Origin of the sequence: Gilliamella sp. ESL0254 (assembly GCF_013344985.1) — a bacterium.
In the GTDB taxonomy this organism is placed as follows: Bacteria; Pseudomonadota; Gammaproteobacteria; order Enterobacterales; family Orbaceae; genus Gilliamella; species Gilliamella bombicola.
On record NZ_JAAEDU010000001.1, the window covers coordinates 1,205,450 to 1,219,305 of the forward strand.

Genomic DNA, 13,856 nt, shown 5'->3' on the forward strand with positions numbered 1-13,856 from the left:
CCATCAGTCTTTCTGGTGGTTTTTACTCTATATCCCCTTTAACCAAAGGCACAAATATCACCTCGCCCATATTTTTGGTTACGAAGTTATCTCCATCACGCTCAATTAACTGCAGAATTTGTTTGTTTTCGCCAACAGGAATCACTAATCGACCTTTATCTGCCAATTGTTCGAGCAAGCATAGTGGCACTTCTGATGCAGCTGCAGTCACGATGATGCCATCAAATGGCCCGCGCTCCGGCCAGCCTAACCAGCCATCTCCATGACGCGTTGAAATGTTGTGAATATCAAGTTGCTTTAAACGGCGTTTAGTGTTCCATTGTAGGCTTTTAATTCGTTCTACAGAACAAACATGATCAACTAATTTAGCCAAAACAGCTGTTTGATACCCCGATCCTGTGCCAATTTCGAGGACTTTGGAATTAGGCGATAATTTCAACAATTCGGTCATCTTTGCAACAATATAAGGTTGAGAAATGGTTTGGCCACTACCAATTGGTAGCGGTCGATTGTCATAAGCTTGATGCGAAAGAGCTTCATCAACAAAATGCTCCCGGGGAATAGAAGCAATGGCATCTAAAACACGATCGTCTTTTATTCCGTGTTGACGCAGGAATTTAATTAAGGACTGCATTTTTAAACTTTGCATTTGGACTATTCATTTCCTATTATTAATTCACGAATCACACTTGTCGCATAACAACCTGATGACAAATAGAAATCAAGCTCAAGCGTACAACTATCCAGCCATAGCCAATTAAGCTTCTCTGCTCGTAACAATAACGATCTTCTTGCAGTCTCCACTCGTTCTTGTTTAAATAGAGCATTAAATTCAGACCAATTTTCTAAACACTTTTGCTCAAATTCTAGCGCTTTATATAATGTACCAAGCGGTGAATCTCCTAACAGTGGAGCTGTAATATTAAGTTCAGCGTTTTCTAGACGCTGCTGTAACACCGTTAATTCATCAGCTTGAGCAACAAACCAGCTACCACGTTGCGCTAATTGTAATATATCACCATCAAGTACCGTTTGATGCAAATTTTGTGCAATTCGTTGACTGATAATATCATTGAAAATCGCACTTCGTGCTGCTGAAAGATAAAAGCCACGCTTTTTACGATCTTTAACCGAAATTTCACCACTGGCCCATTTTATGGCTTGAGTAATATTATTTTCATCACGACCAAAACGCTGCTCGCCAAAATAATTAGGCACACCATGTCGTTTAATTAACGCTAATTTAGAATCAATTTCAGATTGAGCATTTAAATTTCTTAATCTAATTTTAAAATAATTACCCTTTAATGCACCTATTTTTAATTTCTTATTATGCCGAGTGACTGTTAATATTTTACACCCTGCCAAATCAAATGCCGAAAAGTCAGGCGTTTGCTGACCTGGCATATGTAAACTAAACCACTGTTCAGTGACAGCTTGGCGATCTTTCAGTCCAGCATAACTTACGAGCTTTGCTGGAATACCAACATATTTAGCTAACTGTTCAGCGACAAAAACAGTATTACAATCACGTTTTTGCAAAAAAACTAAAACATGTTCACCATCGCCAGTCAGTTCAAAACCGAGATCCTCTGTGACGACAAAATCTTCGTATTGTTGTTTATATTGCCCTGTGGTGGTTGGTTTTCCATATAAATAATTAAGTTGTGCTAACACTTGTATTGCCTATTTTTAAATTTAATCTACTTTAGATTTTTTGCTTAATAACACGACTGCTTGACAAGCAATACCTTCTTTGCGCCCAGTAAAGCCCAATTGCTCTGTCGTTGTTGCTTTGACACTAATTTGATCAAAATGAACATTTAGATCTTCAGCAATATTTACTCGCATTTGATCAATATGTGGTCGCATTTTTGGTTCTTGTGCAATGATAGTGGTATCCAAATTCACTAATTCATAGCCTTTTTGTTGAACAAGGATGTACACTTCTTTCAATAATATTCGACTATCAATACCTTTATATTTTGGATCCGTATCAGGAAATAGCTTACCAATATCCCCTAATGCTAATGCACCAATCAACGCATCAATTATTGCATGCAATACAACATCACCATCAGAATGCGCAATAAGCCCATATTGATAAGGAATTTTTACGCTAGCAAGGATTATCGGACCCTCGCCACCAAATTTATGAACATCAAACCCATGCCCTATTCTCATACTTTTACCTATTTAGACTCTGCTTAGTTAAATAAAAAGTTGCCAACGCTAAATCTTCAGGACGCGTTATTTTTATATTATCTCGGCGACATTCAATCAATAAAGGGTGCCCGCCACAATACTCAATGGCTGAAGCTTCATCCGTGATGGCAACACCATGATCTAACGCTTGTTGCAAACATGATCTTAATTCGCCGGCATTAAACAGTTGAGGCGTTGCTGCCCCCCATAAATAAGTACGATCTTCAGAATAATCAACAACGGTATCATTATCTTGATACGCTCGTTTTATTGTATCACTCACACGGGTAGCTAATAACCCACCTTGTTTTTTATTTATTACCGTTGTGATTAACCGAGTAATATCATCATGATCAACACAAGGTCTTGCGGCATCATGAACTAAAGCCCATTGATCATCATTTAATAATTGCAACCCAGCTAATACCGAATCGGCTCGCGTTTTGCCACCTAAAGTGACATTAATCTTATCGTGTAAAGCGATCGAAAGCGTATTAAATATGTCATCTTCAGGACTAATAACAACAATAACTTTGGTTATTTGCTCATGAGTTAATAATTTATTTAACGTATGTTCTAAGATCGTCTTTGAATCGATTTTTAAATACTGTTTAGGAACTTGGCTATTCATACGGCTACCAATTCCGGCAGCTGGCACAATAGCGGTGATATGATTGGTGTTCACATTATGCATTATCGTTTTTTCGAGTCTGAATCAATTATAATACGATAAAAATATTCATTAGGTTTAACCATACCCAAATGGCTACGCGCACGCTCTTCAATAGCTTCAGAACCACGTTGTAAATCGTTAATTTCAGCAAACATTTGTTCATTACGAGCCTTTAACTTTTCATTGTCAGCACGCAAACTGATTAACATTTCAACATTATCTTGATAATCGTACACATTATTTTTGCCATACCATAAAGAATACTGCAAATAACCAAGCACGACCAATAGTAATAAAGGGAGCTTCCATCTTATCATGAATTGAATATTATCCTTTATCTATATACATTTAACGGGTTTTGGTAAACCAGCAAGTTTAGTCGCTTGTTTAGCAGGACCTTCGGGAAATAACTTATACAAATAACGACTGTTGCCCTTTTCTGCACCAAATTTTTTTTCCATCGCTTTAACTAACGCACGTATAGCTGGTGAAGTTTTATATTCTAAGTAAAAATCACGAACAAATAAAATTACTTCCCAATGCGCATCAGTTAATTCAATGGTCTCTTTGGCTGCCAATTCAGGAACCAAGTCAACACTCCAATCCTGCCAATTTTTTAAATAACCTTTATCATCGGTTTCTATCTGTTCTAACATTTTTCAAAGTACGCTATTTAATTTATGCTGTATTATACCCAATTAATCAAAATCCAACACTAATTTTGCAGGCGAATACCCCATCGTTTGCTTAATTTCCACAAAATTTGATGAAATTTAAAGCAAACGATAAAAAATCTTAAAATAGCTATTTACAAATAAGCAAGTCTCCTTTAATATTCACAGCCATTGCGGAAGTGTGGCTGAGCGGTTGAAAGCACCGGTCTTGAAAACCGGCGAGGGGCGACCCTCCCAGAGTTCGAATCTCTGCGCTTCCGCCATTTTCTCCAAGCATTATTTAGAAACCGATAAACCAACTAATCAATTTTTATCAGCACATCATCTAATATACTATTCTCATTCAAATCAAATCAGCTTAAATAATTTTCTATCTGTATTTTAAAACAGCAAATCAAAAAAACCTCAATAAAATCAATGCCTTTCCTGACCAACTTTTGGTTGAATTTATTTTTAAATAATCAGCTAATATGTTGTTTTTATGGGATAGCTAGAAATTCTAGCTTATTTTGATAATTAATCTTAAATTTATATACTGTTTAATTTATAGTAGCATGCTCTAAAAAAACATAGGAATAAACAACAATGAATAATCTATTAAAATTAGTAACTGCATTATCTTTACTTTTTACAGCAACCACATTTGCTGCCCCAAATATAGAAGAAACCCCTATATTTAAAAAACAGCATGAAGTTCTAAACGATGGTATTGAATATTTAACTTACTCAGCAGATATTGATGATGGGCGTTTTGTCATTATTATTGATGAATATAAAGAAACTAAACAAGCTGTTACAAGATATATTGTTGGCAAAAAAGTATATCGATTACTTTCTGTTAATTATTGTGTTGCTGAAACTGATTTATGTGGTGATATCACTACCCTATTAAAACCGTTAGAAGTATTGGCTGATGATTTATATGGAAGTGAAGCAGCTAAAGACTTAGTTTGGCGTATTACTTATGTTAAGAATGATGACATAGTTTCAACTGACCAATTAGTTCCAATTCCAGAACTAGGTGATTTAAAAGACTTTGTTGGTGTTTATAGCGATGATGAAGATGATATGGATGCCCCATATGATGAAAATAGTCATGTTGAACAATACATACCACATATGTTAGGTTGGAATTATGGTCCTAAAGTTAATCCATAAAAACAGCAAACCAATTTGTTATTGCTAGTAAATGGATACAATGTATAACTCTAAAGTCGTTGATCGAGTTGCCCTCTGAAACTGTAATTTTATTCGGTAAACGGCTTTATTCTTTTACAAAACAAGAAATAAAAAATCAAATAAAATCAATATCTTTCCTGACTGATTTTTATATTGCATTTATTTTTATAATAGATAGTGACGTAACGTTTTATTGAGTAAATAAAAACCCTAGATTAACTAGGGTTTTTATGTGGGTTTATTAGTATAGCTATTTAGCTATTTGTTTTTAGCTTTATACTCATCATAATATTCTTCTGCCAATTTGCGCATTGATAAACCAATTGCGGCATATTGGTACTCATTTAAATTAGCTAACGAAGCTCGAGCAGAAGGATGCTGTACAGCAAAGCCTTTACCTGGTAATAATACAACCCCTGCTTCATCAGCAATTCTAAATAACATTTCAGATGGATTTTTATTTTTTAGGATCCATTTTGCAAAATTATCGTCGTATAATTCTCGACAAATATGTTCAAGATCCACTAGCGTATAGTAATCTACACTGTTTTCATCCGTTTGATGTTTAAGACCTAAATGTTGATAAAGTGATGCTGCACGGCGTCGGATTAGTGATTTTAATGCAGATTTATAACTTTGATCACTATCCATCATTTCGCATAATGCAAATAAAACCATTTGTACTTGTTGTGGTGTTGAAAGACCGGCAGTATGATTTAATGCAACCGCACGGCTGTCAGCCACTAGTCGGTCAATAAATTTTAGGTTTTCTGGATCAGTAACAATTGAGCTATAGCGTTTATTTAAGATCTGTTTAGTTTTGTTTGGTAATGCTTTAATTGTTTTGTCGATAACATTATCGCGAGCTGTGGCAATGACACCTAAACGCCAACCAGTCGCACCAAAATATTTAGAAAATGAATAAACTAAAATGGTATTTTGTGGGCATATTGCAAATAAAGATTGAAAGTCATCCGCAAATGTACCATAAACGTCATCGGTCAGAATAATCAAATCAGGGCGTTTTTTAACAATATCAGCAATAATTTTTAGACTTTTATCATCAATTTTAACTGATGGCGGGTTAGATGGATTAACAACGAAAAAGGCTTTAATTGATGGATCTTCTAATTTACGCAATTCTGACTCAGGGTACTGCCAATTTGCATTAGGATCAGAATTGATTAACACCTCAACTAGTTGATAGTCATTGAGTTCGGGAATCTCAAGATAAGGCGTAAATATTGGCGCACCAATAGCAATTTTATCGCCTTTTTGGATTAAACCGTTTTCTTTCATTGAATTAAAAATATAAGCCATGGCAGCTGTGCCACCTTCAACGGCAAATAAATCGATGTTATCACGATCCAGATATTGAGCGCCCATTTGTTGTAAAATATAGGCTTTAACCACATCTTCACTAAAATGTAGCATTCTGTCAGGTACTGGGTAATTGCATCCCAAAATACCTTCTACCATCTCTTGTAAAAAAGCATTTTCGTCCAACCCAAGTTGATCACGAATATAAGAAAAAGCTTTACCTAAAAAGGCAACCCCAGGAGTGTTATAGTTTTGACAAATAAAATGTTCAAAGCGTCCTGTTAATCCAGCTTTGATTGGCATACCACCAACGCCTTCATTTAAATATGAAAATGACATTTCAGATTCTTGAGTTGCAAACACACCTAATTGAAAAAAGGCTTGTCGAGGCCAAGTCGCAAGGAAGTTAGGATTGCCTCTTCCTGCATTTAACATTACGCGATCAGTATGACTTTGTGCCAGTTTAATTAAGTTATCTTTCAATTCAAAAGGACTTAAATTAGCATATTGGCTGTATTGTGTATTGTTTTTCATACATTTGTATCCTTAATTTGATATATCAATTAAACAAAAGCAACAACTAATGGACCTAATAAAGTTAGGAAGACATTAGCTAAAGCATAAGTAATAGCAAAAGAATTAGTTGGTGTTGAGTTGCCAGCTTTATTAAGCACTTCACCAAAAGCAGGATTAGCACTACGTGCTCCAGCTAACGCACCAGCAAATACTGCTGCATTTTTATAGCCAAGCACATATTTACCAAAATAGATGGCAAGCAGCATCGGTAATAAGGTCACAACCACACCAATTAAAAATAGGGATAAACCTTGTTCTTTAATAGTATTAATCGCTTGAAGACCTGAACTGAGACCCACAACAGCAACAAAACCTGCTAAGCCAAAGTCTTTTAAAAGTTGCACTGCACCAGTTGGAATATTACCAATAGTTTGATGAACAGAACGATACCAACCAAATAATAAACCAGATAAAAGCGCACCACCGCCTGCACCTAAAGTAATTGGAATATTGCTAACACGAATCACAACTAAGCCAATAATAAGACCGACAACAAGCCCTAACCCATGGAATATCCAGTCAGTTTTTTCGCTTTTAGTAATTGGCGCACCGATTTTATCAACCACTCGACGAAGATCACCATCAGCACCATAAATGGTAATAACATCACCTAGTTTTAAATAGATATCATTATTAAGGGGAAGAGATTGACCATCACGATGAATAGCCACAAGATAGATACCATGTTTTAATTTCATGACTTCGTCAGAAGTGAGCACTTGTGTAAGATTTTGTCCTACATACTTGTTGTTACGCATTTCAACATCTAGCTTGTTCATCACAACGTCCATACCTGATGCTGAATTAACTTCGGTACCAAGTAGATCATGCGCTTTAATCATTGCATCACGGTGACCAACAACTAGAATGATATCTTTCGACTTTAATACTGTTTCTGGTGTTGCTTCAATAATGTTATTGCCACGCTTGATACGCTCAATGCTAATACCATTAACAGTTTGCTCCACATGCGCAACGGTTTGATTGATTTTGTTTGAAATACGATATAAACGACCACTAATATCTGATAAAGCTAGATTTTGATCAGCCCCCAATAAAAGTGATCCATGAAGCTGTTCAGCTTGTGCTTTAATTGCATCATCGGCGATATCTTTCCCCATGATTTTTGGCAAAATATTAACGCACACAATAATGGCACCTAGTGAACCAAATATATAAGTTACCGCATAGCCAATGGTGACATTTGCTTGCATTTTTCTTAACTCTTCGACACTTAATCCAAGTTGACTTAAAGCATCAGAAGCCGTACCCATAATAGCAGATTGGGTTAAACCACCTGCCGCTAAACCAGCAGCAAGACCTTTATCTAAATTGAATATTTTAGCTAATACCACAACAGTTATAAAACTTGCAACTGCAATAAATAATGCTAAGAAAATTTCGCGTAATGTTTTAACGCCTAGTGAGCGGAAAAACTGAGGACCACTTTCATAACCTACTGTATAAATAAACAGTGCGAAAAGAATCGCTTTAACGCCTGCGTCAATAGTCACACCAAAAACACTTAACGCAACGGCAACAAGTAATGAACCGGCGACACCACCAAGTTGGAATTTTCCCATCCGAATGCCGCCAATTAAATACCCTAAACTCAATGATAAAAATAATAAAATTTCGGGAGAGTGTTTAAGTCCATCTAAAACCCAGTTTGAAAGCCATTGAAACATAATAATTGTCCTCAAGCGTAATGATATGTGAATAAAAAAAGATATGTAATAGAATGGAATGATATCCATCAATTTGTATGAATATAGGTTTATATTAAATCTCAATTAGATTAATAGATATTCAGCTTTAACAATTAATGCTATCGTCAGAAGATAATATAGAGAGATAATTAATATTGATTAAATAAAGGTACTAAATTGATTAATAAATTGTTTTGGAAAAAATTGAGGCGTCGCCATAATATTGATATAAGATTGCGCGTAAATTATAGATTTAAAAAGGGCTATTACAGCCCATTTCCTTGTCTGAAAAATAATTTTTCGACACTTTTTACGACATTTTTTGAAATTTTTTCTGATAATTTTTGTCTACGTTGATAACTAACAGCGATAATTTTATGTGATTCTAAGTGAGATAAAATAAAATCATCACTGGTACTAATTTCGTCAACTAAGCCTTTATCTTTGGCTTGCGTTGCAAACCAGTGCTCACCAGTGGCAACTTGTTCGATATCCACGTTTGGACGATACTCTTTAACAAAATCTTTAAATAAAATATGAGTTTCTTCTAATTCCTGTTTAAATTTTTGGCGACCTTCTTCAGTGTTTTCTCCAAACATGGTTAACGTACGTTTATACGCACCTGCTGTTTGTAACTCAATATCCACATCATGTTTTTTAAGTAAGCGGTTAAAGTTAGGAATTTGTGCAACTACACCAATTGAGCCCACAATGGCAAATGGCGCAGCGACAATTTTTGAAGCTGTACATGCCATCATATAACCACCACTGGCAGCAACTTTATCAACCACAGCGGTAAAAGGAATATCACGCTGTCTAAACCGTAATAGTTGCGATGCTGCAAGTCCATAACCGTGGACGACACCACCAGGGCTTTCCAGTTTAACGACAACTTTATCTTCTGGTTTAATAACAGCCAATACTGCTGTAATTTCTTGACGTAACTCTTCAACCTCATGCGCATCCATACTGCCGTTAAAAGACAATACAAACAATTTTGGTTTTACTTGCTGGTCTGTATGACTCTCTGCTAGCTTGGTTGTATTAACTGGCGTTGACTGTTCGTCAGATTTTTCTTGCTTTTTAACTTGTTTCTTTTTTTGTTTAGCCGCTAACTTTGCCTGCTTTTTCTCAAGTTTTTTCTGTTTTTTAAGATCTTTCATAAACAGCTTAGCTTCTAGTTCGTCCATACTTGACATTAACATATCATCTTTAACTTGCTCATATTCTTGACTAATGTCTTTGACCGATAAACGCCCTGCCACCGTTGCTGACTTACGGCGTTGGCTTAATATAAAAATAAGTACCGCTAAAATTGCAATAACAACTGTTGCTGTTTCAGCTAAAAAAAGTGAATACTCAGAAAACCAATTCATTTAACTATTTTCCTTTTATTGAATGTATTGAGTTATTATAACAAGATAATGGTGACTTGTGCCGAAAATCAATAAAGATAAAATTGTCGCTTTATTCGGCAATTTAAATTATTTATACTGATAGTCTAATTTATTGTTAGATGAGAACTAATATGCCTTTACGCCCAATTACTGAAATCGCTAAACAATGCAACATCCCAGAAGAATTTGTTCTGCCTTATGGCAAACATGTGGCAAAAATCGATCTATCTATTCTTAAAACCAACCAAAACAAACCTAACGGCAAATTAGTGTTAGTTACCGCTATTACGCCAACCCCACTTGGTGAGGGTAAAACGGTGAATACTATCGGACTAAGTGAAGGCTTAAATTATATTGGGAAAAAAGCCATTGCTTGTATCCGTCAGCCAAGTTTAGGTCCTGTATTTGGTGTAAAAGGTGGTGCTGCTGGCGGTGGTCAGGCTGAAGTATTACCTATGGAAACTTTAAATCTGCATTTAACTGGTGATATTCACGCTATTACTGCCGCCCATGATTTGGCATCAGCCGCATTAGATTCACGGCTTTATCATGAAGAACGCTTGGGCGATGAATTTACCGCACAAACGGGCTTGCCTCGTCTCAATATCGATGTAAATCGCATTGTGTGGAAACGCGTGATAGATCATAACGATCGTGCGCTTCGCAAAATTACTGTTGGTGTCGGTGGTGGAGTTAATGGCATTACACGCCAAGATGGATTTGAAATTACCGCAGCGTCAGAACTTATGGCAATTTTAGCATTAGCCTCAGATTTACACGATATGCGTGCACGCATTGGGCGTATTATTCTTGCTTATAATACTCAAGGTGAAGCGATTACCGCAGAACAACTTGAAGTTGCGGGCGCAATGACAGTGTTACTAAAAAATGCAATTAATCCAAACCTGATGCAAACAGTTGAAAATACCCCGGTACTTATTCATGCAGGACCTTTTGCTAATATTGCCCATGGCAACTCCTCTGTCATTGCAGATCGCATTGCTTTGCAACTTGCCGATTATGTCGTAACCGAAGCTGGTTTTGGCTCAGATATGGGCATGGAAAAATTCTTTAATATTAAATATCGCCAAGCAGGAATAAAAGCCTCATGTGTGGTACTGGTTGCAACGGTTCGTAGCTTAAAATCTAACAGCGGTAAATATAATATCAAACCAGGACAAGCGATTCCAAAAGAAATCTCAGAATCTAATGTGGAGCTGCTTGAAATTGGTGCGGCTAATTTAGCGTGGCATATCAACAATGCTAAAAGTTATGGGCTACAAGTGATTGTTGCCATTAATCGCTTTCCACACGATAGTGAAGAAGAACTGGCATTTTTACAAAAATATGCAGTTGAACATGGGGCATTTGCTTGCGAAGTGAGTGAAGTTTTCACTCAAGGCGGTAAAGGCGCTGAAAAACTGGCAGAGCATGTTATCAAAGCGTGTGATATGCCAAGTGAGATCAAATTACCTTACCCTGACAACATGTCACTTGCTGATAAAATCCAAACTATGGTAAAAAAATACGGCGCCAACAAAGCTAATTTATCAGCACAAGCACTGGAAAATATCAAAGAGATAGAAGCATTAAAACTCGATCATTTGCCGCTTTGTATCGCTAAAACCCCTATGTCAATTAGTGCTGATGCCAATCTAAAAAATGTACCTACCGATTTTGATGTCGACATTAGTCACTTAGCTATATCTGCTGGTGCTGGTTTTATTCGTGTTTATGCTGGTAATGTAATGACCATGCCAGGGCTAGGCACTAATCCAGCTTATAGACAAATTGATATTGACAAAGATGGTAATATTGTAGGTTTAAGTTAATGCAAGAAGTGATTATGCAAACCCAACAACAATATAAAGCATTTATTGACGAAGAAAACTGTATTGGCTGCGGCAAATGCATCCGTGTTTGCCCAACCGATGCCATTGTCGGTAGCAAACAAGTATTGCACACAATACTGCCACAATTATGTACCTCGTGTAGTAATTGTATCAATACCTGCCCAACAGACTGTATTACATTAAGTACGTTAGGTAGCGTATTGAGTGAATCAGAAGAGTTAGTGCTAACTCAGAAAAAGCAACAGCGATTAGGCCATAATCAGTTAGTGCCACCAACGATCTTGTTTCCACGCACCATGCCGACGACAAACAAAATCAGCACTCCCACCGATCGTAAACAGTCAATAGCCGACGCCATTGCTAGAGTAAAAGCCAAAAAAAACCTCGCTAAATAGCGAGGTTTCATATTACGGTAGCACTAATACTACATTAGTCTTTATTACCACTTCTAAACGCACGTTTACGATCATTTTCAGTTAAATGACGTTTACGTAAACGGATCGATAATGGTGTAACTTCCACTAATTCGTCATCGTCAATAAACTCTAATGCTTGTTCTAATGACATTTTAATTGGAGGTGAAAGTGTTGTTGCCTCGTCAGTACCTGATGCTCGCATATTTGTTAATTTTTTACCGGTTAAACAGTTAACGGTTAAGTCGTTTGAGCGAGTATGAATACCAATGATTTGACCTTCATAAACTTCAGCACCATGACCTAGGAATAACTTACCACGGTCTTGTAAGCCATATAGCGCATAAGCCAATGCTTTACCAGTACCGTTTGAAATCATTACGCCATTATTACGTTGACCAATTTCGCCTGGGCGAACGTCATCATAATGACTAAAGGTAGAATAAAGCAAACCGGTACCTGAGGTCATGGTCATAAATTCAGTTCTAAAACCAATAAGACCACGACTTGGAATGATATAGTCTAAACGTACGCGACCTTTACCATCTGGTAGCATGTTTGTTAAGTCACCTTTACGTAAACCAAGTGCTTCCATCACTGAACCTTGATGTTGTTCTTCAATATCAAGCGTAACTTGTTCAAATGGCTCTTGTTTTTTACCGTCAATTTCTCTAAAGATAACTTTAGGACGAGAAACCCCTAACTCATAACCTTCACGGCGCATATTTTCGATGAGTACTGACAAATGCAATTCACCACGACCAGAGACTCTAAAGGCATCTGGATCTGGCGTTTCTTCGACACGAAGAGCAACATTATGGACAAGCTCTTTATTTAAACGCTCAAGAATTTGACGAGAAGTGACATATTTACCCTCTTTACCAGCAAATGGTGAGCTATTGACATTGAAGAACATAGTTACAGTTGGTTCATCAACGGTTAACGCAGGTAATGCTTCAACGCAGCTATTATCACAAATCGTATCAGAGATGCCTAGTTCACCAAGCCCCGTTAATGCAATAATATCGCCAGCTTCAGCAACTTCAGCCTCATAGCGTTGTAGTCCTAAATGACCAAGAACTTGACCTACTTTGCCAGTTCGTTTATTGCCTTCACTATCAACAATAGTCACTTGTTGATTTGGTTTAACGCGACCGCGTTTAATACGACCAATACCAATAACACCAACATAATTATTATAATCAAGTTGAGAAATTTGCATTTGGAATGGACCGTCTAAATCAACCTTTGGTGGTTCAACATATTTAACGATCGCTTCAAATAATGGCGTCATATCTTCAGCCATATTTTCATGATCTAAACCTGCGATCCCCATTAATGCTGAAGCATAAACGATAGGGAAATCTAACTGTTCATCAGTTGCCCCTAAATTAACGAACAGATCAAATACTTGATCAACAACCCAGTCAGGACGTGCACCTGGACGATCGACTTTATTGATAACCACAATTGGTTTTAAACCATAAGCAAACGCTTTTTGCGTTACAAAACGTGTTTGTGGCATTGGTCCATCCATTGCATCAACGAGCAATAGCACAGAATCAACCATCGACATAACACGTTCAACCTCACCACCAAAATCAGCATGGCCTGGGGTGTCAACGATATTAATTCGGTAACCATTCCAATCAATAGCGGTATTTTTAGCTAAAATGGTAATACCACGCTCTTTTTCAAGCGCATTAGAGTCCATGATACGTTCGTTATCGTCACCACGTAGATTATCTAACGTACCTGACTGTTTTAATAACTTGTCAACCAAAGTCGTTTTACCATGGTCAACGTGGGCAATAATGGCAATATTTCTTAAATTTTCAATCACAATTAAAATTCCAA

13 protein-coding genes and 1 tRNA gene are annotated in these 13,856 nt (G+C 36.8%); 4 read left to right on the top strand and 10 right to left on the bottom strand.

Annotated features, from left to right (window positions below; translation table 11 throughout):
* Positions 1-22 precede the first annotated feature (22 nt).
* The 6 genes from GYX25_RS05625 to GYX25_RS05650 are packed head-to-tail and all read right to left on the bottom strand — an operon-like array spanning position 23 to position 3,534.
* Positions 23-649 (bottom strand): protein-L-isoaspartate(D-aspartate) O-methyltransferase, encoded by a 627-nt coding sequence (locus tag GYX25_RS05625; protein WP_160401827.1) that lies wholly within the window; start codon positions 647-649, stop codon positions 23-25.
* A 5-nt stretch (positions 650-654) separates the two neighbouring features.
* Positions 655-1,677, bottom strand: coding sequence for a tRNA pseudouridine(13) synthase TruD (gene truD / locus GYX25_RS05630; RefSeq protein ID WP_174786910.1), 1,023 nt, complete (start codon positions 1,675-1,677; stop codon positions 655-657).
* Between the two features lie 21 nt (positions 1,678-1,698).
* The gene (gene ispF / locus GYX25_RS05635) at positions 1,699-2,184 is read right to left on the bottom strand and encodes a 2-C-methyl-D-erythritol 2,4-cyclodiphosphate synthase (RefSeq protein ID WP_174786911.1); all 486 of its coding nucleotides are present in this window, start codon (positions 2,182-2,184) and stop codon (positions 1,699-1,701) included.
* 4 nt (positions 2,185-2,188) lie between these two features.
* Entirely contained in the window at positions 2,189-2,899 is a 711-nt protein-coding gene (ispD, locus tag GYX25_RS05640; RefSeq protein WP_085246790.1) for a 2-C-methyl-D-erythritol 4-phosphate cytidylyltransferase, read from the bottom strand.
* Entirely contained in the window at positions 2,899-3,195 is a 297-nt protein-coding gene (gene ftsB, locus GYX25_RS05645; protein ID WP_091346162.1) for a cell division protein FtsB, read from the bottom strand. The genes ispD and ftsB overlap by 1 nt, the downstream gene beginning before the upstream one ends.
* 21 nt (positions 3,196-3,216) lie before the next feature.
* Entirely contained in the window at positions 3,217-3,534 is a 318-nt protein-coding gene (locus GYX25_RS05650) for a TusE/DsrC/DsvC family sulfur relay protein (protein WP_091346164.1), read from the bottom strand.
* 193 nt (positions 3,535-3,727) lie between these two features.
* Here GYX25_RS05650 and GYX25_RS05655 point away from each other — a divergent pair.
* Positions 3,728-3,815 (top strand) — tRNA-Ser (locus tag GYX25_RS05655).
* 322 nt (positions 3,816-4,137) lie between these two features.
* On the top strand, positions 4,138-4,710 hold the full coding sequence (locus tag GYX25_RS05660) for a hypothetical protein (protein WP_174786912.1): 573 nt from the start codon (positions 4,138-4,140) through the stop codon (positions 4,708-4,710).
* Positions 4,711-4,989: 279 nt separating this feature from the next.
* Here GYX25_RS05660 and GYX25_RS05665 read toward each other — a convergent pair whose 3' ends face one another.
* The 3 genes from GYX25_RS05665 to sohB all read right to left on the bottom strand — a co-directional run bounded on the left by GYX25_RS05665 (position 4,990) and on the right by sohB (position 9,712).
* Positions 4,990-6,585, bottom strand: a complete 1,596-nt coding sequence (locus GYX25_RS05665; protein ID WP_085248216.1) for a bifunctional aspartate transaminase/aspartate 4-decarboxylase — start codon at positions 6,583-6,585, stop codon at positions 4,990-4,992.
* Positions 6,586-6,614: 29 nt separating this feature from the next.
* Entirely contained in the window at positions 6,615-8,315 is a 1,701-nt protein-coding gene (gene aspT, locus GYX25_RS05670; RefSeq protein WP_174786913.1) for an aspartate-alanine antiporter, read from the bottom strand.
* Between the two features lie 287 nt (positions 8,316-8,602).
* On the bottom strand, positions 8,603-9,712 hold the full coding sequence (gene sohB, locus GYX25_RS05675; protein ID WP_174786914.1) for a protease SohB: 1,110 nt from the start codon (positions 9,710-9,712) through the stop codon (positions 8,603-8,605).
* A gap of 140 nt (positions 9,713-9,852) precedes the next feature.
* On the opposite strand from sohB, the gene GYX25_RS05680 reads away from it, so the two are divergent.
* Both GYX25_RS05680 and GYX25_RS05685 read left to right on the top strand, forming a co-directional pair.
* A complete protein-coding gene (locus GYX25_RS05680; protein ID WP_174786915.1) occupies positions 9,853-11,565 on the top strand; it encodes a formate--tetrahydrofolate ligase in 1,713 nt (570 codons plus the stop codon).
* A complete protein-coding gene (locus GYX25_RS05685; protein WP_091346178.1) occupies positions 11,565-11,981 on the top strand; it encodes an RnfABCDGE type electron transport complex subunit B in 417 nt (138 codons plus the stop codon). The genes GYX25_RS05680 and GYX25_RS05685 overlap by 1 nt, the downstream gene beginning before the upstream one ends.
* 34 nt (positions 11,982-12,015) lie before the next feature.
* On the opposite strand, the gene typA is transcribed toward GYX25_RS05685, so the two are convergent.
* Positions 12,016-13,842 (bottom strand): ribosome-dependent GTPase TypA, encoded by a 1,827-nt coding sequence (typA, locus tag GYX25_RS05690; RefSeq protein WP_091346614.1) that lies wholly within the window; start codon positions 13,840-13,842, stop codon positions 12,016-12,018.
* Positions 13,843-13,856 lie beyond the last annotated feature (14 nt).